This is a genomic window from Streptomyces sp. NPDC001858, from assembly GCF_053594615.1.
Genome location: NZ_JBSFEV010000001.1, coordinates 106844 through 130796 on the forward strand (window position 1 = coordinate 106844; position 23953 = coordinate 130796).

Consider the following 23953-nt stretch of genomic DNA (forward strand, 5'->3'; position numbering starts at 1 on the left):
CCATGGGACTCGAAGAAAAGCTGCCGAGCGGCTTCCTGCTGACCACCGTCGAGCAGGCCGCGGGCTGGGTGCGCAAGGCGTCCGTCTTCCCCGCGACGTTCGGCCTCGCCTGCTGCGCCATCGAGATGATGACCACCGGTGCCGGCCGCTACGACCTGGCGCGCTTCGGCATGGAGGTCTTCCGAGGTTCGCCCCGCCAGGCGGACCTGATGATCGTCGCGGGCCGGGTGAGCCAGAAGATGGCGCCGGTGCTGCGGCAGGTCTACGACCAGATGCCGAACCCGAAGTGGGTCATCTCGATGGGCGTGTGCGCCTCCTCGGGAGGCATGTTCAACAACTACGCCATCGTCCAGGGCGTCGACCACATCGTTCCGGTCGACATCTATCTGCCGGGCTGCCCGCCGCGCCCCGAGATGCTCATGGACGCCATCCTCAAGCTCCACCACAAGATCCAGAACTCCAAGCTGGGCGTGAACGCGGAGGACGCGGCCCGCGAGGCGGAGGAGGCGGCGCTCAAGGCCCTGCCCATGATCGAGATGAAGGGGCTGCTGCGGTGAGCGACGCGAACGGCACCCATGGCGTGAACGGCTCCTCGGACGGGGTGAACCCCGAGAAGGACCTCTCCGCCTCCAACCTCCCCGGCCAGCGTGGCCAGGGCGGCGAGGAGGTCCGCGTCCAGCGCGGAATGTTCGGCGCGAACAACGGCGGCGACACCTCCGGCTACGGCGGTCTGGTCCGCTCGGTCCGCCTCCCCGGGGCGGCGAGCCGGCCCTACGGCGGCTGGTTCGACGAGGTCGCCGACGAGCTCGAGGGCGCCCTGGAGGAGCAGGGCCTCCTGCCCGAGAACGCGATCGAGAAGACGGTCGTCGACCGCGGCGAGCTCACCTTCCATATCGAGCGCGAGCACCTGCTCCGGGTGGCCCGCACCCTGCGCGACGACCCGGCCCTGCGCTTCGAGCTCTGCACCGGCGTCAGCGCCGTGCACTACCCGAACGACAAGGGCCGCGAGCTGCACGCCGTCTACCACCTGCGCTCGATCACCCACAACCGGTTGATCCGCCTGGAGGTCAGCGCCCCGGACGCCGACCCGCACATCCCGTCCCTGGTCTCGGTGTATCCGACCAACGACTGGCACGAGCGCGAGACCTACGACTTCTTCGGAATCGTCTTCGACGGCCACCCGGCCCTGACGCGGATCATGATGCCGGACGACTGGCAGGGCCATCCGCAGCGCAAGGACTACCCCCTCGGCGGCATCCCCGTCGAGTACAAGGGCGCCCAGATCCCGGCTCCGGACCAGCGGAGGTCGTACTCGTGAGCAACACGCAGTCAGCAGCCGCGTCCGCCTCGGCGCGCGAGACCACCGAGGGCACCGTATATACGGTCACCGGTGGCGACTGGGACGAGGTCGTCCAGTCCGCGGCCCGGGCCGACGACGAGCGCATCGTCGTCAACATGGGCCCCCAGCACCCCTCCACCCACGGAGTGCTCCGCCTGATCCTGGAGATCGAGGGCGAGACGGTCACCGAGGCCCGCTGCGGCATCGGCTACCTCCACACCGGCATCGAGAAGAACCTCGAATACCGCACGTGGACGCAGGGCACCACGTTCGTGACGCGCATGGATTACCTGACGTCCTTCTTCAACGAGACCGCCTACTGTCTCGCCGTCGAGAAGCTCCTCGGCATCGAGGACCAGATCACCGAGCGAGCCAAGATCATCCGGGTGCTCCTGATGGAGCTGAACCGGATGTCCTCCCACCTGGTGTGCATCGCCACCGGTGGCATGGAACTCGGCGCCACCACGATCATGATCTACGGATTCCGTGATCGTGAAATGATTCTCGACATCTACGAGCTCATCACGGGCCTGCGGATGAACCACGCGTACATCCGCCCCGGCGGACTCGCCCAGGACCTGCCGCCCGGCGCGGTGGACCAGATCCGCGAGTTCGTGAAGAAGATGAAGAAGAACCTCCCGGAGTACGACAAGCTCGCCACCGGGAACCCCATCTTCAAGGCCCGCATGCAGGACGTCGGCTATCTCGACCTCGCCGGCTGCATGGCCCTCGGGGCCACCGGCCCGATCCTGCGCTCCACCGGCCTGCCGCACGACCTGCGCAAGACGCAGCCGTACTGCGACTACGAGACGTACGACTTCGGCGTCCCGACCGCCGACTCCTGCGACTCCTACGGCCGCTTCCTGATCCGCCTGGAAGAGATGCGCCAGTCGCTCAGGATCGTCGAGCAGTGCCTGGACCGGCTGCAGCCCGGCCCGGTCATGGTCGCCGACCGGAAGATCGCCTGGCCCGCCCAGCTCGCCCTGGGCCCCGACGGTCTCGGCAACTCCCTCGACCACATCAAGAAGATCATGGGCACCTCCATGGAGGCCCTGATCCACCACTTCAAGCTGGTCACCGAGGGCTTCCGCGTGCCGCCGGGCCAGGCGTACGCGGCCGTCGAGTCGCCCAAGGGCGAACTCGGGGTGCACGCCGTCTCCGACGGAGGCACCCGCCCCTACCGGGTCCACTTCCGGGACCCGTCCTTCACCAACCTGCAGGCCATGGCGGCGATGTGCGAAGGCGGCCAGGTCGCCGACGTCATCGTCGCCGTCGCATCCATCGACCCCGTGATGGGAGGCGTCGACCGGTGACCACCTCTTCTTCCGAGCAGGGCGTCAGCCTGGGCATGCCCGAACTGCCTGCGCCCGCCTACCCGGACGACGTCCGAGCCCGGCTGGAGGCGGACGCGCGCGAGATCATCGCCCGCTACCCCGACTCCCGGTCCGCGCTCCTGCCGTTGCTGCACCTCGTGCAGTCGGAGGAGGGACACGTCACGCGCACCGGGATGCGGTTCTGCGCGGACGTGCTGGACCTGACGACGGCCGAGGTCACCGCCGTCGCCACCTTCTACAGCATGTACCGGCGCCGCCCCAGCGGCGACTACCAGGTGGGCGTCTGCACCAACACGCTGTGCGCGGTGATGGGCGGCGACGCGATCTTCGAGGAGCTCCAGGAGTACTTGGGTGTCGGCAACGGTGAGACCACCGACGACGGAAAGATCACTCTGGAGCACATCGAGTGCAACGCGGCCTGTGACTTCGCGCCGGTCGTGATGGTCAACTGGGAGTTCTTCGACAACCAGACCGTGCAGAGCGCGAAGCGCATGGTGGACGACCTGCGCATCGGCCGCACGGTGTCGCCGACCCGCGGTGCGCCGCTGTGCACCTTCAAGGAGACCGCCCGGATCCTGGCGGGCTTCCCCGACGAGCGGGACGGGGCCGTCGAGGCGAGCGGCAGTGCCGGACCGGCGTCGCTGGTGGGTCTTCGCCTGGCAAGGGGAGAGACCGCACCCGCGCGCGTGGTCCACCCGCGGGACGGCGGGCCGCACGACGAGCCGCAGGACCGGGCGGTGCACAAGCCGTCGCCCACCGAGCACCTGAGTTCGCACGACGCGCCGCAGGACACATCGGCCTCCGACCCAGCCCACCCGGCAGGGCCTACCGCCGAGGAGGGGGAGTGATGACCTTGGCACCCGAGCTGAAAGGCAGCAGCCCCGAGAAGCTGCTCGCACCCGTGCTGTCGGCCTTCTGGGACGAGGACCGGTCCTGGAGTCTGGACGTCTACCGAAGGCACGAAGGATACGAGGGCCTGCGCAAGGCGCTCGCCATGTCGCCGGACGACCTGATCGCGTACGTCAAGGACTCCGGTCTGCGAGGGCGGGGCGGCGCGGGATTCCCGACCGGAATGAAATGGCAGTTCATTCCGCAGGGGGATGGAAAGCCGCACTATCTAGTTGTCAACGCCGACGAATCGGAGCCCGGGACCTGCAAGGACATCCCGCTCCTCTTCGCGAACCCGCACAGCCTCATCGAGGGCATTGTGATCGCGTGCTATGCCATCAGGTCGTCTCATGCCTTCATCTATCTGCGGGGTGAAGTCGTTCCCGTTCTGCGGCGGTTGCACGAGGCCGTGCGCGAGGCCTACGCGGCGGGCTACCTCGGCGAGAACATCCTGGGCAGCGGACTCGACCTCGAACTCACCGTGCACGCCGGCGCCGGCGCGTACATCTGCGGTGAGGAGACCGCACTGCTCGACTCGCTCGAAGGCCGCCGTGGTCAACCGCGGCTCCGTCCCCCCTTTCCTGCGGTCGCGGGCCTCTATGCGTGCCCGACTGTGGTGAATAACGTCGAGTCGATCGCGTCAGTTCCCGCGATCCTGCAAAACGGCAAAGAATGGTTCCGGTCGATGGGGAGCGAGAAGTCCCCGGGCTTCACGCTGTACTCGCTGAGCGGGCATGTCGCCAACCCCGGCCAGTTCGAGGCCCCGCTCGGCATCACCCTCCGCCAGCTCCTCGAGATGAGCGGCGGCATGCGACCCGGGCACCGGCTCAAGTTCTGGACGCCGGGCGGCTCCTCGACGCCGATGTTCACCGACGAGCACCTCGACGTCCCTCTTGATTACGAAGGAGTGGGCGCCGCGGGTTCCATGCTCGGCACAAAAGCTCTGCAGTGTTTCGACGAGACGACCTGCGTCGTGCGCGCCGTGACCCGCTGGACCGAGTTCTACGCCCACGAGTCCTGCGGCAAGTGCACCCCGTGCCGCGAAGGCACGTACTGGCTCGTGCAGTTGCTGCGTGACATCGAGGCCGGCAAGGGCGCCCTCTCCGACCTCGACAAACTCAACGACATCGCCGACAACATCAACGGCAAGTCGTTCTGCGCCCTCGGCGACGGCGCCGCCTCGCCGATCTTCTCCTCGCTCAAGTACTTCCGCGAGGAGTACGAGCAGCACATCACGGGCCGCGGCTGCCCCTTCGACCCCGCCAAGTCGACGGCCTGGGCCGACAAGCACACGGAGGTGAACGCATGACGGTGACCACCAGCGCTCCCTCCGGAGGCGGCGAAGCGGCGGTCCCGCCGGAAGATCTCGTGACGCTGACGATCGACGGCGCCGAGATCAGCGTGCCCAAGGGCACCCTGGTCATCCGGGCCGCCGAGCAGCTCGGCATCGAGATCCCCCGCTTCTGCGACCATCCCCTCCTCGACCCGGTCGGCGCCTGCCGCCAGTGCATCGTCGAGGTCGAGGGCCAGCGCAAGCCCATGGCGTCCTGCACGATCACGTGTACGGACGGCATGGTGGTGAAGACTCAGCTCACCTCGCCCGTGGCCGAGAAGGCGCAGCACGGTGTGATGGAGCTACTCCTCATCAACCACCCGCTGGACTGCCCGGTCTGCGACAAGGGCGGCGAGTGCCCCCTGCAGAACCAGGCCATGTCGCACGGCCAGTCCGAGTCCCGTTTCGAGGGCCGCAAGCGGACGTACGAGAAGCCCGTCCCGATCTCCACCCAGGTGCTGCTCGACCGTGAGCGGTGTGTGCTGTGCGCCCGCTGCACCCGGTTCTCCAACCAGGTGGCGGGCGACCCGATGATCGAGCTGCTCGAGCGGGGCGCGCTGCAGCAGGTGGGGACCGGCGAGGGCGACCCGTTCGAGTCGTACTTCTCCGGCAACACCATCCAGATCTGCCCGGTCGGCGCGCTGACCTCGGCGGCGTACCGATTCCGCTCCCGCCCCTTCGACCTCGTCTCCTCGCACTCCGTGTGCGAGCACTGCTCCGGCGGCTGCGCCACGCGCACCGACCACCGGCGCGGCAAGGTCATGCGGCGGCTGGCCGCCAACGACCCCGAGGTCAACGAGGAGTGGATCTGCGACAAGGGACGGTTCGGGTTCCGCTACGCCCAGCAGCGCGACCGGCTCGAGACGCCTCTGGTGCGCAACGCCGAGGGAGACCTCGTGCCGGCGTCCTGGCCGGAGGCCTTGCAGATCGCCGCCCAGGGTCTGCTGGCCTCGCGCGGCCAGACCGGTGTCCTGACCGGAGGCCGCCTCACCATCGAGGACGCCTACGCGTACAGCAAGTTCGCGCGCGTGGCGCTCGACACCAACGACATCGACTTCCGCGCGCGCGTGCACAGCAGCGAGGAGGCCGACTTCCTGGCCGCCCACATCGCCGGCCGCGGCCGTGACCTCGACGGTACGGGGGTCACGTACACCTTCCTGGAGAAGGCGCCCGCCGTTCTGCTGGTCGGGTTCGAGTCGGAGGAGGAGGCGCCCGGCGTCTTCCTGAGGCTGCGCAAGGCCTGGCGGCAGCACGGGCAGCGGGTGTTCTCCCTGGCCACGCACGCCACCCGGGGCCTGGAGAAGGCGGGCGGCACGCTGCTGCCGGCCGCACCGGGCACCGAGACGGAGTGGCTGGACGCGCTGGCGAGCGGTGTCGGCCTGGAGGACGCGGGCGGCAAGGCCGCCGAGGCGCTGCGGGCCGAGGGCGCGGTGATCGTCGTCGGCGAGCGGCTGGCCGGCGTGGCCGGTGGTCTCACGGCCGCCGCCCGGGCCGCCTCGGCGACCGGCGCCCGCCTGGTGTGGATTCCGCGCCGGGCGGGGGAGCGGGGCGCGATCGAGGCGGGCGCACTGCCGTCGCTGCTGCCGGGCGGTCGTCCGGCCACCGACCCACGCGCGCGTGAGGAGGTCGCCGCGGCCTGGGGCCTCGCCGCCCTCCCGCACCGCTACGGCCGGGACACCGGGCAGATCGTCGAGGCCGCCGCGTCCGGCGAACTCCAGGCGCTGCTCGTCGCGGGCGTGGAGGTCGCGGATCTGCCCGACCCGGCACGCGCGCGTGAGGCGCTTGCCGAGGCCGGCTTCGTGGTGTCTTTGGAGCTGCGGCCCGGCGAGGTCACCGAGCACGCGGACGTCGTCCTTCCGGTGGCGGCGGTCGCCGAGAAGGCGGGCGCCTTCCTCAACTGGGAGGGCCGGGTCCGCTTCTTCGAGGCGGCGCTGAAGCCCGACCAGATGGCCCGCCGCCTGGCGCCCGGCGACGCGCGCGTGCTGCAGATGCTCGCCGACGCCATGGACGTCCACCTCGGTCTGCCGGATCTGCGCACCGCGCGCGCGGAGCTCGACCGACTCGGCTCCTGGGACGGCCCCCGGGCCACCGAACCGCTGGAAGCAGCAGCCCAGTTGCCGCGACCCGCTGCCGGGGAGGCCGTCCTCGCCGGGCACCGGCTGCTGCTCGACCAGGGGGTCCTCCAGCAGGGCGACGAGGCGCTCGCCGGGACGCGGCACGCCGCACACGCGCGCGTGTCGCCCGCCACGGCCGCTGAGGCGGGCGTCAAGGACGGCGACGTGCTCGCCGTGACCGGGCCCGCCGGGGTCGTCGAACTCCCGCTGCGGATCACCGAGATGCCCGACCGAGTGGTCTGGCTCCCGCTGAACTCCACCGGCAGGGGCGTCGCCTCCGACGCCGGGGCCACGCCCGGCTCCCTCGTCCGTATCGGCCCGGCGACGCTCGCCGCCGACGCCCCCAAGGAGGTGGAGGCATGAGCCCGTACTTCGCCGCTGAAGACCTCTCGATGTTCGGCCGCGACCCCTGGTGGCTCGTCGTCGTCAAGGCGGTCTTCTGCTTCGCCTTCCTCATGGTGACCGTGCTGTTCTCCATCGTCTGGGAGCGCAAGGTCGTCGCCTGGATGCAGCTGCGCATCGGCCCCAACCGGCACGGCCCGTGGGGCATGCTCCAGTCGCTCGCCGACGGCGTGAAGCTGATGCTGAAGGAAGACCTGATCGTCAAACGCGCGGACAAGGTGGTGTACGTCCTCGCACCGATCATCGCGGCCATCCCGGCCTTCATGGCGATCGCGGTGATCCCCTTCGGCCCGGCCGGCAACGAGATCTCGATCTTCGGCCAGCGCACCACGATGCAGCTGACCGACCTGCCGATCGCGATGCTCTACATCCTCGCGGTCGCGTCGGTCGGCATCTACGGCATCGTGCTGGCGGGCTGGAGTTCCGGTTCCACGTACCCGCTGCTGGGCGGCCTGCGGTCCTGCGCGCAGATGATCTCCTACGAGATCGCCATGGGCGCCGCGTTCGCCTCGGTGTTCCTCTACTCGGGGTCGATGTCGACGTCGACGATCGTCGAGCAGCAGCAGGACCGCTGGTACATCCTGCTGCTGCCGGTCTCGTTCATCCTCTACATCGTCACGATGGTCGGCGAGACCAACCGCGCCCCGTTCGACATGCCGGAGTCCGAGGGCGACCTGGTCGGCGGTTTCAACACCGAGTACTCGTCGATCAAGTTCGCGCTGTTCATGCTCGCCGAGTACGTGAACATGGTGACGGTCTCCGCGGTGTCGACCACCCTCTTCCTCGGCGGCTGGCGGGCTCCCTGGCCGATCAGCACCTTCTGGGAGGGCGCGAACCACGGCTGGTGGCCGATGCTCTGGTTCGTCGTCAAGGTGCAGTTGCTGCTGTTCTTCTTCATCTGGCTGCGCGGCACGCTGCCCCGCGTCCGCTACGACCAGCTGATGAAGCTCGGCTGGAAGGTCCTGATCCCGGTCTCCGTCACGTGGCTGATGCTCGTCGCGACCGTACGGACCCTGCGCAACGAGAACTACGACTTCGCCGACATCGCCCTCTACGTCGGAGGCGGCGTCCTGGTCCTGTTGTTGCTCTCCTTCCTGGTGGACATGTTCCGCAGCGGAGGGAAGGACGCGGCGGCTCCCGCGGAGCCCGCCGGCTTCGACCCGATGGCGGGCGGATTCCCCGTCCCGCCGCTGCCGGGACAGGAGCTGCCGCCGGTGCCCAGGCGCGGTCCGCGCCGGGAGCGGGAGCTCATTGTCAGTGGTGGGGTGGACACTGTGAGTGACGGATCAATGGATGGAAAGGAGGCGTCCGATGGCTGAGGAGCCCAAGGAGACCGACCCCGGTTTCCAGAACCCCGTGGCCGGCTTCGGCGTGACCTTCAAGGCCATGTTCAAGAAGCGGCTGACCGAGCAGTACCCGGAGCAGGAGAAGACCACAGCTCCCCGGTTCCACGGACGGCACCAGCTCAACCGCCATCCGGACGGCCTGGAGAAGTGCGTCGGCTGCGAGCTGTGCGCCTGGGCCTGTCCCGCCGACGCCATCTATGTGGAGGGCGCGGACAACACCGACGAGGAGCGTTACTCGCCGGGCGAGCGGTACGGGCGCGTGTACCAGATCAACTACGCCCGCTGCATCCTGTGCGGTCTGTGCATCGAGGCGTGCCCCACGCGCGCGTTGACGATGACCAACGAGTTCGAGCTCGCCGACTCCAGCCGCGCCAACCTGATCTACACCAAGGAGCAGCTGCTCGCCGGCCTCGAGGAAGGCATGGTCGACTCGCCTCACGCCATCTACCCGGGCACGGACGAGCAGGACTACTACCGGGGCCTGGTGACCGAGGCGGCGCCCGGCACGGAACAGCAGGTGGCCGTCTCCAAGGGCGAGAAGCCCGAGGACCAGGGGGTGGAGGCATGACCGCGCAGCTCGCCGCCTACTCCACCTCCACCGGCGAGGCCTTCCAGTTCTGGACGCTGGGCACCGTCGCGGTGATCGGCGCCCTGTGCACCGTCTTCATGAAGCGGGCCGTGCACAGCGCGCTGTGTCTCGCCGGCACCATGATCATCCTGGCGGTCTTCTACCTCGCCAACGGCGCCTACTTCCTGGGCATCGTGCAGATCGTCGTCTACACCGGCGCGATCATGATGCTGTTCCTGTTCGTGGTGATGCTCGTCGGCGTCACCGCGGCGGACTCCCTGAAGGAGACCATCAAGGGGCAGCGCTGGCTGGCCCTGGTCAGCGGGCTCGGCTTCGGCATCCTCCTGGTCGCCGGCATCGGCAACGCCTCCCTGACCGAGTTCAACGGCCTCGCCGAGGCGAACGCGAACGGCAATGTGGAGGGCCTCGCGGCCCTCATCTTCACCAAGTACGTCTTCGCGTTCGAAATCACCGGCGCCCTGCTCATCACAGCGGCCGTCGGCGCCATGGTGCTCACCCACCGCGAGCGCACCGAGCGGGCCAAGACCCAGCGGGAGCTGTCCGAAGAGCGCGTCCGCGAGGGCAGGCACGTACCGCCGCTGCCGGCGCCGGGCGTGTACGCGCGGCACAACGCCGTCGACGTCCAAGGTCTGCTGCCGGACGGCACCCCGTCGGAGCTCACGGTCAGCAAGACCCTGCGCGAGCGCGGCCAGATCCGGGACGTGTCCACCGAGGCGCTCAACGACCTCAAGGCGCTGGAGCGGCGCGCCGAGGAGCGTCTGGATCGGGCCGCGATCGAGCCGCCGCACCTCAAGCCGAACTCCCGGCGGACCGAGGAGGCGTCGAAGTGAACCCCGTCAACTACCTCTACCTCGCGGCCCTGCTGTTCACGATCGGTGCGACGGGAGTACTGATCAGGCGCAACGCGATCGTCGTCTTCATGTGCATCGAGCTCATGCTCAACGCCTGCAACCTCGCGTTCGTCACCTTCTCCCGGATGCACGGCAATCTCGACGGCCAGATCATCGCCTTCTTCACGATGGTCGTCGCCGCCGCCGAGGTCGTGGTCGGACTCGCGATCATCGTGTCGCTGTTCCGTTCCCGCCACTCGGCCTCGGTCGACGACGCCAGCCTGATGAAGCTGTAAGGGGTCGGAAGAAACGTGGAGAACCTGATTGCGCTGCTCATCGCGGCGCCCCTGCTCGGAGCGGCCGTCCTCCTGGTCGGCGGCCGTCGGCTCGACGCCGTGGGCCACTGGATCGGCACACTGCTGTCGACCGTCTCCTTCGTGCTCGGCGTCGTCCTCTTCGGCGACCTGCTGAGCAAGGACGCCGAACACCGGACGCTGACCCAGCACCTGTTCAGCTGGATCCCGGTCGAGGGCTTCCAGGCGGACGTCGCGTTCCGCCTCGACCAGCTGTCGATGACGTTCGTGCTGCTGATCACGGGCGTCGGCTCGCTGATCCACCTGTACTCGATCGGGTACATGGAGCACGACGAGCGGCGCCGCCGCTTCTTCGGCTACCTGAACCTGTTCCTCGCGGCGATGCTGATCCTCGTCCTCGCCGACAACTACCTGCTGCTGTACGTCGGCTGGGAGGGCGTCGGTCTCGCCTCCTACCTGCTCATCGGCTTCTGGCAGCACAAGCCCAGCGCCGCCACCGCCGCGAAGAAGGCCTTCCTGGTCAACCGCGTCGGCGACATGGGCCTGTCGATCGCCATCATGCTGATGTTCACCACCTTCGGGACGTTCGCCTTCGGCCCGCTCCTCGGGGCGGAAGGTGAGCCCGGCATCGCGGGTGACGCGAGCGAGGGCCGGCTGACCGCCATCGCCCTGATGCTGCTGCTCGCCGCCTGCGGCAAGTCCGCCCAGGTGCCGCTGCAGTCCTGGCTCGGGGACGCGATGGAGGGCCCGACCCCGGTCTCCGCCCTCATCCACGCGGCCACGATGGTCACCGCCGGCGTGTACCTGATCGTCCGCTCGGCGGCCATCTTCAACGGCGCTCCCGACGCGCAGCTGGTCGTCACGATCGTCGGCGCCGTCACGCTCCTGTTCGGTGCGATCGTCGGTTGCGCGAAGGACGACATCAAGAAGGCGCTGGCCGGCTCGACCATGTCGCAGATCGGCTACATGGTGCTGGCCGCGGGCCTCGGCCCCATCGGCTACGTCTTCGCGATCATGCACCTGGTGACGCACGGCTTCTTCAAGGCCGGGCTGTTCCTCGGCGCGGGCTCGGTCATGCACGGCATGAACGACGAGGTCGACATGCGCAAGTACGGCGGCCTGCGGAAATACATGCCGATCACCTTCGTCACCTTCGGCCTCGGCTACCTCGCCATCATCGGCTTCCCGGGTCTGTCCGGCTTCTTCTCCAAGGACAAGATCATCGAGGCGGCGTTCGCCAAGGGCGGCACCGAGGGCTGGATCCTCGGCGGCTGCGCCCTGCTCGGCGCGGCCATCACCGCGTACTACATGACGCGCGTGATGCTGATGACGTTCTTCGGCGAGAAGCGCTGGCAGCCGGACGCGGAGGGCCACGAGCCGCATCCGCACGAGTCCCCGAAAACCATGACGATCCCGATGATCGTGCTGGCGTTCGGATCGGTCTTCGCGGGCGGGTTCTTCAGCATCGGCGACCGCTTCCTGCACTGGCTGGAGCCGGTCACCGGGCACTCCCACGGCGACTCCCCGGTCAGCGCCCTCACCGTGACCCTCTCCACGATGGTCGTCCTGGTGATCGGCGTGGGCATCGCCTACGCCCAGTACGGCCGCAGCCCCATCCCGGTCGTCGCCCCGCGCGGGTCGCTGCTCACCCGGGCCGCCCGGCGCGACCTGCTCCAGGACGACTTCAACCACGTCGTGCTGGTCCGCGGCGGCGAGCACCTCACGCGCTCCCTGGTCTACGTCGACCACACCCTGGTCGACGGCGTCGTCAACGGCACGGCGGCCTCGGTCGGCGGCCTCTCCGGGCGGCTGCGCCAGCTGCAGAACGGCTTCGCGCGGTCGTACGCGGTCTCGATGTTCGGCGGTGCGGCGGTCCTCATCGCCGCGACCCTGCTGATGAGGGCGGTCTGATACCGATGTCCTTTCCTCTGCTGACAGCGACGGCGGCGCTCCCGGCGATCGGGGCGGTCGCCACGGCCGCCGTCCCGGCCGCCCGGCGCAACGCCGCCAAAGCGCTCGCGCTGCTGTTCTCCCTCGCGACGCTCGTCCTGGCGATCGTCGTCCTGGTCCGGTTCGACCCGGACGGCGCCCGCTACCAGCTCACCGAATCCCACTCCTGGATCGCGGACTTCGGGGTCAGGTACGAGCTGGGCGTGGACGGCATCGGGGTCGCGCTCGTCGCACTGACCGCGCTGCTGATCCCGTTCATCATCCTCGCGGGCTGGCACGACGCCGACCCGCTGGAGACGGGGAACAAGCGCTGGCGGCCGACGCAGGGCTTCTTCGCCCTGATCCTGGCCGTCGAGGCGATGGTGATCATCTCCTTCGAGGCGACCGACGTCTTCCTGTTCTACATCTTCTTCGAAGCCATGCTCATCCCGATGTACTTCCTCATCGGAGGCTTCGGGGACCGGGCCCACGAGCACGGCGAGGAGACGGCGTCCACCCAACGGTCGTACGCGGCCGTGAAGTTCCTCCTGTACAACCTGGCCGGCGGTCTGATCATGCTGGCCGCGGTGATCGGCCTCTATGTCGTCGCCGGGAACTTCTCCCTCGCGGAGATCGCCGAGGCCCGCGCCAACGGAACGCTCGACATGGCGACGAACACCGAACGCTGGCTGTTCCTCGGCTTCTTCTTCGCCTTCGCGGTGAAGGCGCCGCTGTGGCCGCTGCACACCTGGCTGCCCAACGCCATGGGCGAGGCCACCGCCCCCGTCGCCGTCCTCATCACGGCGGTCGTCGACAAGGTGGGCACCTTCGCGATGCTCCGCTTCTGCCTCCAGCTCTTCCCGGAGGCGAGCAAGTGGGCGACGCCCGTCATCCTCGTCCTCGCGGTGATCAGCATCATCTACGGGGCGCTGCTCGCCGTGGGCCAGCGGGACATCAAGCGGCTGGTCGCCTACGCGTCGATCTCGCACTTCGGGTTCATCATCCTGGGCATCTTCGCGATGACCAGCCAGGGCCAGTCCGGCGCGACGCTCTACATGCTCAACCACGGCATCTCGACGGCCGCCCTGATGCTGGTCGCCGGCTTCCTGATCTCGCGGCGCGGCTCGCGGCTCATCGCCGACTACGGCGGAGTGCAGAAGGTCGCCCCGGTGCTCGCCGGCACCTTCCTGATCGGCGGCCTGGCGACGCTGTCGCTGCCGGGACTCGCCCCCTTCGTGAGCGAATTCCTCGTCCTGGTCGGCACGTTCGAGCGCTACCCGGCGATCGGCATCATCGCCACCTTCGGCATCGTCCTCGCCGCGCTGTACACGCTCGTCCTCTACCAGCGGACGATGACGGGTCCGGTGAAGTCCGAGGTCTCCACGATGCCGGACCTACGCGCGCGTGAGCTCGTCGTCGTCGCCCCGCTGATCGTGCTGCTGATCTTCCTGGGCGTCTACCCGAAGCCCGTCACGGACATCGTGAACCCGGCGGTCAAGCAGACCCTGTCCGACGTCCAGAAGAAGGACCCCCAGCCCGAGGTGGAGGCGGCCAAGTGAGCGCATCAGCCGTCCACAGCCTGTGGACAACGGCGGCAGCCGCGACCGAACCGATTTCGAAGATCGACTCGCCGAAGATCGAATACGGGCAATTGTCGCCCACCTTGATCGTCGTGGGCGCGGCGATCATCGGAGTGCTGGTCGAGGCGTTCGTGCCGCGCAAGCACCGCTACTACGCACAACTGTTCGTGTCCGTCGTGGCGCTGGCCGCCGCGTTCGCCGCGGTGGTCGCGCTGGCCGAGGGCGGGTACGGCACCACGAAGGCGCGCATCGCGGCCATGGGCGCGATCGCGGTCGACGGACCGGCCCTCTTCCTCCAGGGCACGATCCTGCTGGCCGCCATGGTCGGCCTGTTCACCTTCGCCGAACGGCGGCTCGACCCCGAGGCGCACGGCAACCGGGTCGACTCCTTCGCCGCCCAGGCGGCGTCCGTACCCGGAAGCGACAGCGAGAAAGCCGCGGTCAAGGCCGGTTTCACCACCACCGAGGTCTTCCCGCTGCTGCTGTTCGCGGTCGCCGGAATGCTGGTCTTCCCCTCGGCCAACGATCTGCTGACCCTCTTCATCGCCCTGGAAGTCTTCTCGCTGCCGCTGTACCTCCTGTGCGCACTGGCCCGCCGCAAGCGGCTCATGTCGCAGGAGGCCGCGGTCAAGTACTTCCTCCTCGGCGCGTTCGCCTCCGCGTTCACCCTCTTCGGCATCGCACTGCTGTACGGGTATGCGGGGTCGGTGTCGTACGGCACCATCGCGCAGGTCGTCGACGGCACCGTCCAGAACGTGAACCCGGCGCTCGCCGACACCATGGGCAACGACGCGTTGCTGCTCGTCGGCGCGGCGATGATCGTCATGGGGCTGCTGTTCAAGGTGGGCGCGGTGCCGTTCCACATGTGGACGCCCGACGTCTACCAGGGCGCACCGACCCCGGTCACCGGCTTCATGGCGGCGGCGACCAAGGTGGCCGCGTTCGGAGCGCTGCTGCGGCTGCTCTACGTCGTCCTGCCCGGACTGCGCTGGGACTGGCGGCCGGTCATGTGGGGCGTCGCGATCGTCACCATGCTCGGCGGCGCGATCGTCGCGATCACGCAGACCGACATCAAGCGCCTGCTGGCCTACTCGTCCATCGCGCACGCCGGATTCATCCTCGCGGGTGTCATCGCGACCACCCCTGACGGCGTCTCGTCCGTCCTCTTCTACCTGGCCGCGTACTCGTTCGTGACGATCGGCGCGTTCGCGGTGGTCACCCTCGTACGCGACGCAGGCGGCGAGGCGACGCACCTGTCCAAGTGGGCGGGGCTCGGCCGGCGCTCGCCGCTGGTGGCGGCCGTGTTCGCGGTGTTCCTGCTCGCGTTCGCGGGTATCCCGCTGACCAGCGGATTCTCCGGAAAGTTCGCCGTGTTCAAGGCGGCGGCGGAGGGCGGCGCGGCACCGCTGGTCGTGGTCGGTGTGATCTCCTCGGCGATCGCGGCATTCTTCTACATCCGCGTGATCGTGCTGATGTTCTTCAGCGAGCCGCGGCCCGAGGGCCCGACCGTCGCCGTTCCGTCGCCGCTGACGACGGCGGCGATCGGCGTCGGCGTCGCGGTCACGCTGGTGCTCGGTGTGGCGCCGCAGTACTTCCTGGACCTGGCGAACCAGGCGGGAGTGTTCGTGCGCTGACCTGCGGGTGTGAGCGCAGTGGGCCCGGTTCCCCAGGCGGGGGCCGGGCCCACTGGCGTCGTACAGGTGATCGAGTTCGAGGGTTCTCCGCTCCACCGTCACACAGAGTCACCGGATCGGGTCTGTGGATAACTCCGGCGGTGTCAGTGCGGACCCCTATCGTGGAGGCAGTGGTCGAGAGACGACGTACGGGGGACCAGACGATGGGCGCGACGGGCGGGATCAGCGAGATGACAGGGATCACCGGGACACCGGAGCAGACCGACAGCGAGGCGCTGGCCGCGTTGCACCGGGTCTTCGGGTACGACGCCTTCCGCGGCGAACAGGAAGCCGTCATCGAGCACGTGGTGGCCGGTGGGGACGCGGTCGTCCTGATGCCGACCGGCGGCGGCAAGTCGCTGTGCTATCAGATCCCCGCCCTGGTCAGACCCGGCACGGGAATCGTCGTCTCCCCGCTGATCGCACTGATGCAGGACCAGGTCGACGCGCTGCGGGCACTCGGCGTGAACGCCGGGTTCATGAACTCCACGCAGGACTTCGACGAGCGGCGCGTCGTCGAGGCCGAGTTCCTCGCCGGCGAGCTGGATCTGCTGTACCTCGCGCCCGAGCGACTGCGCCTGGAGTCCACCCTGGACCTCCTCTCCCGCGGCAAGATCGCCGTGTTCGCGATCGACGAGGCGCACTGCGTGTCCCAGTGGGGCCACGACTTCCGCCCCGACTACCTGTCCCTCTCCCTGCTGGGCGAGCGCTGGCCGGACGTCCCGCGGATCGCCCTCACGGCGACGGCCACCCACGCGACGCACCAGGAGATCACCCAGCGGCTGAACATGCCGTCGGCCCGGCACTTCGTGGCGAGCTTCGACCGGCCCAACATCCAGTACCGGATCGTGCCGAAGGCCGACCCCAAGAAACAGCTGCTGAGCTTCCTGCGCGAGGAACACGCGGGCGACGCGGGCATCGTGTACTGCCTCTCGCGCAACTCGGTCGACAAAACAGCCGAGTTCCTCTCCAAGAACGGCGTCGAAGCGGTGCCGTACCACGCGGGTCTGGACGCGGGCACGCGCGCGGCGCACCAGTCCCGGTTCCTGCGGGAGGACGGCCTGGTGGTGTGCGCGACGATCGCCTTCGGCATGGGCATCGACAAGCCGGACGTGCGGTTCGTGGCCCACCTCGACCTGCCCAAGTCGATCGAGGGCTACTACCAGGAGACGGGGCGAGGCGGCCGCGACGGCCTGCCCTCCACGGCATGGATGGCCTACGGCCTCAACGACGTCATACAGCAGCGCAAACTGATCCAGTCCGGCGAGGGCGACGAGGCCTTCCGACGGCGGGCAGGCGCCCACCTGGACTCGATGCTGGCGCTCTGCGAGACCGCTCAGTGCCGCCGCGGACAACTGCTCGCCTACTTCGGCCAGGAACCGGCCCCGGCGGGCTGCGGCAACTGCGACACCTGCCTGACGCCACCGGAGACCTGGGACGGCACGGTCGCCGCCCAGAAGGTGCTGTCGACGGTGGTGCGTCTCCAGCGGGAACGCGGGCAGAAGTTCGGCGCCGTGCAGATCGTCGACATCCTGATGGGCAAGCGCACGGCCAAGGTGATCCAGTTCGACCACGACCAGCTGTCGGTCTTCGGCATCGGCGAGGATCTCGCCGAAGGCGAATGGCGGGGCGTCGTACGGCAGTTGCTGGCGCAGGGGCTGCTCGCCGTCGAGGGGGAGTACGGCACGCTGGTGCTCACGGAGGCAAGCGGGGCGGTACTGCGCCGCGAGCGGGACGTACCGCTGCGCAAGGAGCCGAAGAAGCCCGTGACGTCGAAGGCGTCGGGCTCGTCCTCCTCCGGCCGCAGCAAGCCCAAGGCCGCCGCGGCCGAGCTGCCCGAGGAACTGCTGCCCGCCTTCGAGGCCCTGCGCGCCTGGCGTGCCGAACAGGCCCGTGAGCAGGGCGTCCCGGCGTACGTCATCTTCCACGACGCGACGCTCCGGGAGATCGCCACGGCGTGGCCGACCTCGGTGCAGCAGCTCGGCGGCATCAGCGGCGTCGGCGAGAAGAAGCTGGTGACGTACGGCGAGGGCGTGATCGAGGTCCTGGCCGCACTGGGCGGGGCACCCGCCGCAACACCGGCTACGCCCGATCCCGTGCCGGCGGCGGGCACCGCTCCCGGCGCCGCTCGGGAGGCACGGACGGCCCAGACGGTCCGGACGGATCCGAGTGACCCGGACTACTGGCCCGAGATGGATGCGGAGCCGGAGCCCGAGGACTGGATATAGACGCGGAGGGAGGCGGGAGCGGACGCGGGCGGTCACCGTCCTCGGCCTGCCGTCGGTCACCCTCCCCAGACCGTCGCGCCTCGCGCGTCTCATAGGGCGCGCGTCGCGTACGCCCTGACGTCCGCGTCCGAGTCCGTCGTGGCCGTGGCCAGGGCCGCGCGGGCCGTCTGCGAGGCGCGGTGGCGGGTCAGGGCCAGGACGGCGGCTTTGCGGACGTCGGCGTTCGGGTCGGCCAGCGTCTTGGCCAGGACCGGGACGGCCGTCTCCGGGTGGGCCACGGACAGCGCTGTCGCGGCGCCTGCACGCACCTGCCAGGCCGGGTCGGCCAGCGCGGTCACGGCCCGGGCGGCGAGCGGCACCGGGCAGCCGGTGGCGCCCAACGCCGCGTAGGCGGCACCGCGCACCAACGCGTCCTGGTCGCCGATGAGGCCGACCAGGGCCGTATAGACGGCGTCGTGCTCCGGCGCGACGCCGGAACCGGACGACGTCGCGCCGGGCCCGGAGGCGTTCAGGCGGCCGGCCGCCACCGTGGCCAGGGACTTGGCGATCGTGACGCGGACCTCGCGGGACGGGTCGGTGGTCGCCGCCCGGGCCAGCTCGTCGGCGGCGTCGACGGAGACGAGGGCGCGGACGGCCTCGATGCGGACGGCGATGTCGGCGTCGGTGAGGGAGCCCGCGAACAGGGCGGCGTCACCGAGGCGCAGGGCGCGCAGTACGTCCAGGGCCGCGGCGCGGACCACGCGGTCGGACTCGGCGAGGGCGTCGGCGAGGCCGTCCCGCAGGGCGGGCTCCGCCGGCAGGGTCTCGACCAGCTCGCGCAGTGAGGCCGCGGCGGCGGCGCGGACCTCGGCGGCCGGGTCGCGCAGTGCGTCGGCGAGGGCGGGGCCGGTGCCCGCGGGCACGGTTTCGGTGAGGACGGTGACGGCCTCGCGCCGGACGGCGGGCGTCGGGTCCGTCAAGTAGGGAAGCAGGGCGGCGAGTTCGGGCTCCTCCTCGGCGAGCGCGACGAGTTCGAGGAGACGGGAGGAGGACCGACCTGAGGAGGACTGATCGAGGGCGGACTCGGAGCCGCGCTCGCTGCCGGGCTCGGGCGTCGAAGGCACGGAAGGGTCCGTCGGCTGTGGGACGGCGGTGGTCTCGGTTCCGGTGGCGACGGGTGCCAGATCCCGTGAACCGGCCGTGGCCACGTCCTCGGGGTGGACCTCGCCGAGATGCCGAGAAGGACCGCCGACGGGGGTGAACTCGTCGACCGGAACCAGATACGGAGCCACGGGTCGGGCCGTGAACTCCATCGCACCAGAGGGGGACTTGTGCAGATCGAGGTGGTGGAACCAGGAGGCGTCGTCCCGATGAGGGTGGTCGAGACGGTCGTGGTAGAGGCCCCAGCGGGACTCCGTACGGGCCAGGGAGGCGCGCGCGGCCATCTCCGCGCAGTCACGGATGAAGCCGACCTCGGCGCAGCGCATGAGCTCGTGCGGGGTGCGGGCCCCCATCTCGGCGATGTCGTCACGCATCCGTTCGAAGGCCTCCAGGGCCAACGACAGCCGTGCGCCGGACTTCGGCGGCGCCACGTAGTCGTTCACGAAGCGGCGCAGCTTGTACTCGACCTGGGGCTGCGGCGGGCCGTCCGGGTTGCGCAGCGGGCGGTAGACGAGCTCGTGCGCCTCGCGCAGTTGGTCAACGGGAAGTTGACCGCTGTACGCCGTGTACCGGGCCGCGTCCGCACCGGCGAGGTCGCCGAAGACGAACGCGCCGATCATGTAGTTGTGCGGGACGCAGGCCAGGTCGCCGGCGGCGTACAGCCGGGGGACGGTCGTGCGCGCGTGGTCGTCCACCCGTACGCCCGAGGCCGAATGGCCGCCGCACAGGCCGATCTCCGAGATGTGCATCTCGATGTCGTGGGTGCGGTAGTCGTGGCCGCGGCCGGAGTGGAAGGTGCCCCGGGTCGGGCGCTCGGTGGAGTGCAGGATCGACTCGAGGGCGGAGATCGACTCCTCGGGGAGGTGACTCAGCTTCAGGTACACCGGGCCCCGGTCGCTCGCGACCTCCGCCGCGAACTCGGCCATCATCTGGCCCGACCAGTAGTCGGAGTCGACGAAGCGTTCGCCGTGCCGGTTGACCTGGTAGCCGCCGAAGGGGTTGGCGACATAAGCGCAGGCCGGGCCGTTGTAGTCCTTGATCAGCGGGTTGATCTGGAAGCACTCGATGCCGGTCAGCTCGGCGCCCGCGTGGTAGGCCATGGCATAGCCGTCGCCCGCGTTGGTGGGGTTCTCGTACGTGCCGTACAGGTAGCCCGAGGCGGGCAGGCCGAGGCGGCCGCAGGCACCGGTGGCGAGGATGACGCCGCCCGCGCGGACGGTGACGAACTGCCCCGTCCGGGTGTTGAAGCCGGCCGCTCCCACGGCGCGCCCGTCCTCCGGGGACGTCAGCACGCGCACCGGCATCACCCGGTTCTCGATGCGGATCCGCTCCCGCATCTCGCGCCGCCGCAGCTGCCGGTACAGGACCTTCTTGATGTCCTTGCCCTCCGGCATCGGCAGCACGTACGAACCGGAGCGGTGGACCTGGCGGACCGCGTAGTCGCCGTGCTCGTCCTTCTCGAACTTCACGCCGTACGACTCCAGGCGCTGCACCATGGCGAAGCCGCGGGTGGCGGTCTGGCGGACGGTGGACTGGTCGACGATGCCGTCGTTGGCGCGGGTGATCTCGGCGACGTAGTCGTCGGGCTCGGCGCGGCCGGGGACGACCGCGTTGTTGACGCCGTCCATGCCCATAGCGAGTGCCCCGGAGTGGCGGACGTGGGCCTTCTCCAGGAGCAGTACGTCCGCGCCGTGTTCGGCGGCGGTCAGGGCCGCCATGGTGCCGGCGGTGCCGCCTCCGATGACGAGGACGTCGCAGGTCAGCTCCTCGGCGTCGCCGAGCGCGGGGATCTCCAGGGGGGTGTCCACCGGGGTGCCTTTCAGATGCTCAGTGAGGTCAGGACGTCGCGTCGCAGGGCCACGCGCGCGGGGTCGTCACGGGCGGCGCGATCGCGCGGGCGGGGCACGTCCCGGACGCAGAGGAGGCGGCCCGCGCCGAGCAGCGCCACACGGTCGCCGAGGAACAGGGCCTCGTCCACGTCGTGGGTCACGAACGCGACGGTCGCTCCCGTGCCGTGCAGCACCTCGACCAGCAGGTCTTGCATGCCGGCGCGGGTCTGGGCGTCGAGGGCGCCGAAGGGCTCGTCCATGAGGACGGCGCGCGGACCCGCGGCGAGGGCCCGGGCCAGTTGCGCCCGCTGGCGCTGGCCACCCGAGACGCAGTGCGGCAGCTGCCGCGCGCGGTCGGCGAGGCCGACCCGTTCGAGCCAGGCGTGGGCCTGCTTTCTGCGCTCCGCGCGCGGTGAGCCCTGGATGGCGAGGGGCAGTTCGACGTTGTCCAGCAGGGTGCGCCAGGGGAGCAGGGCGTCCTCCTGGAAGACCAGGGCGCGGTCCGCCGCTGGCCCGGCGATCGGCCGGCCGTCCTGCTCCACGGCCCCGGCCAGCGGGGGCAGCAGCCCGGCCAGTGTGCGCAACAGCGTGGACTTCCCGCAGCCCGAGGGGCCGACGACGGTGAGGATCTCGCCGGGTGCGACTTCCAGGTCGACGGCGTCCAGGGCGGCGGCGTCGGGGCGGCCGAGGGTGGCGGCCCGGAGGGTGAGCCGCGTGCCGCGTGCGGTCGCGCCGACGGCCGTGGCGATGGCTGCGTCGGCGGTCGTATCGGCGGTTGTGTCGGCGGTTGTGTCGGTGGTGGTGGCTTTGCCGGTGGTCTCGCGGGTCTCAGACGAGGTGCTCATCGCGCGCCTCCTCGGGTTCGGGTCCGGTGCGGACGGCGGCGGGGGCGGCCGGTGCCGGTGCGGCCGGCCGGAGGCTCCTCGCCCGGGGCCGGGCCGCGGGGACGTACGACGTGCGGGGCAGCCAGCGGGTCAGGCGGCGGCCGAGCAGCTCCACGGCGGTGGAGGTGGCCCAGCCGAGCACGCCGATCGTGACCATGCCGACGAACACGCCCGGGTAGTCGACGACCGTGTAGTCCTGCCAGGTGCGGTAGCCGACGCCGTACTGGCCGGAGATCATCTCGGCGGAGATCACGCAGATCCACGACACGCCGATGCCGACGGACAGGCCGCCGAAGATGCCGGGCAGCGCGCCCGGCAGGACGACCGAGCCGAGGATCCGCCACCGGCCGCCGCCCATGGTGCGCACCGCCTCCTCCCACCCGGGGGCCAGCGCGCGGACCGCGTGCCGGGTGGAGACGAGGACGGGGAAGAAGGCGGCGGTGAAGGTGATGAAGACGATGCCTTGTTCGTTGGACGGGAAGAGCAGGATCGCGACGGGGACGAGGGCGATCGCGGGGATCGGGCGGACGACTTCCAGGATCGGTCCGAGCACGTCCTCGGCGAGCCGCGAGCGCGCCACGAGCACGCCCGTGGCCACACCCAGGACGGCGGCCAGGAAGAAGCCGGTGAGGATGCGGGTGAGGCTGTCCGTGAGGTCCGTCCAGTAGTCGTCGCCGGCCAGTCGGTCGGCGAAGGCGCGGGCCACGTCGGCGACCGTGGGGAACTGCGAGAAGCGCAGCCACAGGTCGACGTTCAGGCTGGTCAGCAGCTGCCACAGGCCGAGGGCGGCCGCCACCGAGGCCACCCTGAGCGCATACCGGGTCACGACGCCAGCCCCAGCGCGTCGGCGTATGTGACGACCCGGGCGCCGCCGTGGGCGTCGACGTGGGCCTGCGCGGTCGCGGGGGCGACGAACGGCAGCAGGGTCGCGCCGTCGGCCACCCAGATCGCCTTGTCGGCGAACCACAGGGTGCCGGTCGTGGCGTCGGGGACATAGGCGGCGCGGATCGCGTCCTTGTGCTGCGCGACGTAGGTCAGCAGCTCAACGGGCGTCTTGAAGGCACGGGTCTCCTGGGCGCCCTTCGGCCACACCTCGCTCGCGGCGGGGGCGGGCGCGGCGGCGAGCTGCTCGGTGTACGACGAGCCGAGCGCCTTCTTCACGTACCGGTCGTCGACGAAGGAGTCCACGTCGATGTCCCCGGTCAGCTTCGCCGCCTTGAGGATCGACACGTCCTCTTCGAGGGCGGAGACGAGCTGGGGCTTGACGGCCGGGTCGAAGGTGGAGATGCCGTGGGCGCCGTTGTAGAGGTAGACGACCTCGGCGGGCAGGCTCGTGGCCTTCGCGACGCTCTCGGCGGCGGCCACGGGGTGGTCGTTCAGGTAGGAGGTGGCTTCCGCCTGCGCCTTCAGGAACGCCTCCAGCACGGCCGGGCGCTTCTTTGCGAAGTCCTCGCGCGTGGTGACGCCGTGGAAGGTGGGCAGGTCCAGCTGGGCGCCGTCGTAGAGGGCCTTCGCCTTGCCCTGGTAGGCGAGCAGGCCGGGCCAGGCGACGAACTGCGAGAGCGCGTCCGCGCTGCCTGCGGTGAGCGCCGAGGCACCGACGGCCGGCTGCTGGTTGAGCTTCTCGATGCCCTTGTTCGGGTCGATTCCGGCCCGCTGCAGGGCCCGTACGAGGGTGCCGTCGGCGGCGGAGCCCACGCTGGTGGAGACCTTCTTGCCCTGGAGGTCCTCGATGGAGGCGAGCTTGGAGTCGGGTGCGGTGACGATGGTGTTGAGGCCGCCGCGGAGGTTGTAGCCGGTGACCGAGACCAGGTGGGTGGGCTTGCCGAGCTGCTTGCCGCGGGAGGCGTTGATGAGGAGCGGGAAGTCGCCCATCGAGCCGATGTCGATCTTCCCGGCGGTCATCTGCGCGGTGATGGGCGCGCCGGTGGCGTAGTCCTGCCAGTCCACCTTGTAGGTGGTGCCGTCGCCGAGGGCGTTGAGCTGTTTCTCGAAGTAGCCGAGCGAGCGGAGGAGGGTGCCGGCGGTGACCGTGTTGATGGTCTTGGACTGGTAGCCGACGGTCACGGTGACCGTGGATCCGCTACCGGCCTCGGCGCTGCCGCATCCGGTGAGGGGGAGCAGCAGGAGGACGGCCGCCGCGGCGACCGCTGTGCGTTTGATCGGTTTCGTCGATGTCATCGATGCCATTGGTTTTATCG

The 23953-nt window shown here is 70.0% G+C and carries 18 protein-coding genes; 14 read left to right on the forward strand and 4 right to left on the reverse strand.

The genetic code is table 11. The annotated features are described in order from the left end of the window. Nucleotides 1-2: 2 nt before the first annotated feature. From ACWCPF_RS00565 to recQ, 14 genes are all read left to right on the forward strand, one after another. A complete protein-coding gene (locus tag ACWCPF_RS00565) occupies nt 3-557 on the forward strand; it encodes a NuoB/complex I 20 kDa subunit family protein (RefSeq protein ID WP_451042771.1) in 555 nt (184 codons plus the stop codon). Beyond that, nucleotides 554-1318 carry an NADH-quinone oxidoreductase subunit C gene (locus ACWCPF_RS00570; RefSeq protein ID WP_451042772.1) on the forward strand — a complete coding sequence of 255 codons (765 nt, stop codon included), beginning with the start codon at nt 554-556 and terminating at the stop codon, nt 1316-1318. The genes ACWCPF_RS00565 and ACWCPF_RS00570 overlap by 4 nt, the downstream gene beginning before the upstream one ends. After that, nucleotides 1315-2652, forward strand: a complete 1338-nt coding sequence (locus ACWCPF_RS00575; RefSeq protein WP_451042773.1) for an NADH-quinone oxidoreductase subunit D — start codon at nt 1315-1317, stop codon at nt 2650-2652. Before ACWCPF_RS00570 ends, ACWCPF_RS00575 begins: the two co-directional genes overlap by 4 nt. Next, nucleotides 2649-3521: an NADH-quinone oxidoreductase subunit NuoE gene (gene nuoE, locus ACWCPF_RS00580; RefSeq protein ID WP_451042774.1), complete on the forward strand. Its 873-nt coding sequence runs from the start codon at nt 2649-2651 to the stop codon at nt 3519-3521. The genes ACWCPF_RS00575 and nuoE overlap by 4 nt, the downstream gene beginning before the upstream one ends. Then, nucleotides 3518-4870 (forward strand): NADH-quinone oxidoreductase subunit NuoF, encoded by a 1353-nt coding sequence (gene nuoF / locus ACWCPF_RS00585; protein ID WP_451042775.1) that lies wholly within the window; start codon nt 3518-3520, stop codon nt 4868-4870. Before nuoE ends, nuoF begins: the two co-directional genes overlap by 4 nt. Then, the gene (locus ACWCPF_RS00590; protein ID WP_451042776.1) at nt 4867-7371 is read left to right on the forward strand and encodes an NADH-quinone oxidoreductase subunit G; all 2505 of its coding nucleotides are present in this window, start codon (nt 4867-4869) and stop codon (nt 7369-7371) included. Before nuoF ends, ACWCPF_RS00590 begins: the two co-directional genes overlap by 4 nt. Next, complete coding sequence (gene nuoH / locus ACWCPF_RS00595) at nt 7368-8729, forward strand: NADH-quinone oxidoreductase subunit NuoH (protein WP_451042777.1); 1362 nt, start codon at nt 7368-7370, stop codon at nt 8727-8729. Before ACWCPF_RS00590 ends, nuoH begins: the two co-directional genes overlap by 4 nt. Next, entirely contained in the window at nt 8722-9324 is a 603-nt protein-coding gene (gene nuoI / locus ACWCPF_RS00600; protein ID WP_451042778.1) for an NADH-quinone oxidoreductase subunit NuoI, read from the forward strand. The genes nuoH and nuoI overlap by 8 nt, the downstream gene beginning before the upstream one ends. After that, nucleotides 9321-10175 carry an NADH-quinone oxidoreductase subunit J gene (locus tag ACWCPF_RS00605; protein WP_451042779.1) on the forward strand — a complete coding sequence of 285 codons (855 nt, stop codon included), beginning with the start codon at nt 9321-9323 and terminating at the stop codon, nt 10173-10175. The genes nuoI and ACWCPF_RS00605 overlap by 4 nt, the downstream gene beginning before the upstream one ends. Next, the gene (gene nuoK, locus ACWCPF_RS00610) at nt 10172-10471 is read left to right on the forward strand and encodes an NADH-quinone oxidoreductase subunit NuoK (protein ID WP_020130147.1); all 300 of its coding nucleotides are present in this window, start codon (nt 10172-10174) and stop codon (nt 10469-10471) included. Before ACWCPF_RS00605 ends, nuoK begins: the two co-directional genes overlap by 4 nt. 15 nt (nt 10472-10486) lie before the next feature. Further along, complete coding sequence (gene nuoL, locus ACWCPF_RS00615; RefSeq protein ID WP_451042780.1) at nt 10487-12400, forward strand: NADH-quinone oxidoreductase subunit L; 1914 nt, start codon at nt 10487-10489, stop codon at nt 12398-12400. A 5-nt stretch (nt 12401-12405) separates the two neighbouring features. Next, on the forward strand, nt 12406-13977 hold the full coding sequence (locus ACWCPF_RS00620; protein ID WP_451042781.1) for an NADH-quinone oxidoreductase subunit M: 1572 nt from the start codon (nt 12406-12408) through the stop codon (nt 13975-13977). Next, nucleotides 13974-15632, forward strand: coding sequence for an NADH-quinone oxidoreductase subunit NuoN (gene nuoN / locus ACWCPF_RS00625; RefSeq protein ID WP_451042782.1), 1659 nt, complete (start codon nt 13974-13976; stop codon nt 15630-15632). The genes ACWCPF_RS00620 and nuoN overlap by 4 nt, the downstream gene beginning before the upstream one ends. A 203-nt stretch (nt 15633-15835) precedes the next feature. Then, entirely contained in the window at nt 15836-17899 is a 2064-nt protein-coding gene (recQ, locus tag ACWCPF_RS00630; RefSeq protein WP_451043104.1) for a DNA helicase RecQ, read from the forward strand. Between the two features lie 89 nt (nt 17900-17988). Here the strand turns inward: recQ and ACWCPF_RS00635 are convergent, their stop codons facing one another. From ACWCPF_RS00635 to ACWCPF_RS00650, 4 genes are read right to left on the reverse strand one after another with little or no spacing between them, the layout of a single operon-like run. After that, entirely contained in the window at nt 17989-20847 is a 2859-nt protein-coding gene (locus tag ACWCPF_RS00635; RefSeq protein ID WP_451042783.1) for a fumarate reductase/succinate dehydrogenase flavoprotein subunit, read from the reverse strand. 11 nt (nt 20848-20858) lie between these two features. Continuing rightward, nucleotides 20859-21713, reverse strand: a complete 855-nt coding sequence (locus tag ACWCPF_RS00640; RefSeq protein WP_451042784.1) for an ABC transporter ATP-binding protein — start codon at nt 21711-21713, stop codon at nt 20859-20861. Then, nucleotides 21697-22578 carry an ABC transporter permease gene (locus tag ACWCPF_RS00645; protein ID WP_451042785.1) on the reverse strand — a complete coding sequence of 294 codons (882 nt, stop codon included), beginning with the start codon at nt 22576-22578 and terminating at the stop codon, nt 21697-21699. The genes ACWCPF_RS00640 and ACWCPF_RS00645 overlap by 17 nt, the downstream gene beginning before the upstream one ends. Beyond that, nucleotides 22575-23915 (reverse strand): ABC transporter substrate-binding protein, encoded by a 1341-nt coding sequence (locus ACWCPF_RS00650; protein ID WP_451043105.1) that lies wholly within the window; start codon nt 23913-23915, stop codon nt 22575-22577. Before ACWCPF_RS00650 ends, ACWCPF_RS00645 begins: the two co-directional genes overlap by 4 nt. Between the last annotated feature and the right edge of the window lie 38 nt (nt 23916-23953).

Coding starts and splice junctions, on each gene's coding strand:
- ACWCPF_RS00640 (WP_451042784.1), bottom strand. CDS start 21,713: ATGAGCACCTCGTCTGAGACCCGCGAGACCACCGGCAAAGCCACCACC.
- ACWCPF_RS00605 (WP_451042779.1), top strand. CDS start 9,321: ATGACCGCGCAGCTCGCCGCCTACTCCACCTCCACCGGCGAGGCCTTC.
- nuoI (WP_451042778.1), top strand. CDS start 8,722: ATGGCTGAGGAGCCCAAGGAGACCGACCCCGGTTTCCAGAACCCCGTG.
- ACWCPF_RS00590 (WP_451042776.1), top strand. CDS start 4,867: ATGACGGTGACCACCAGCGCTCCCTCCGGAGGCGGCGAAGCGGCGGTC.
- ACWCPF_RS00565 (WP_451042771.1), top strand. CDS start 3: ATGGGACTCGAAGAAAAGCTGCCGAGCGGCTTCCTGCTGACCACCGTC.
- nuoH (WP_451042777.1), top strand. CDS start 7,368: ATGAGCCCGTACTTCGCCGCTGAAGACCTCTCGATGTTCGGCCGCGAC.
- recQ (WP_451043104.1), top strand. CDS start 15,836: ATGGGCGCGACGGGCGGGATCAGCGAGATGACAGGGATCACCGGGACA.
- ACWCPF_RS00620 (WP_451042781.1), top strand. CDS start 12,406: ATGTCCTTTCCTCTGCTGACAGCGACGGCGGCGCTCCCGGCGATCGGG.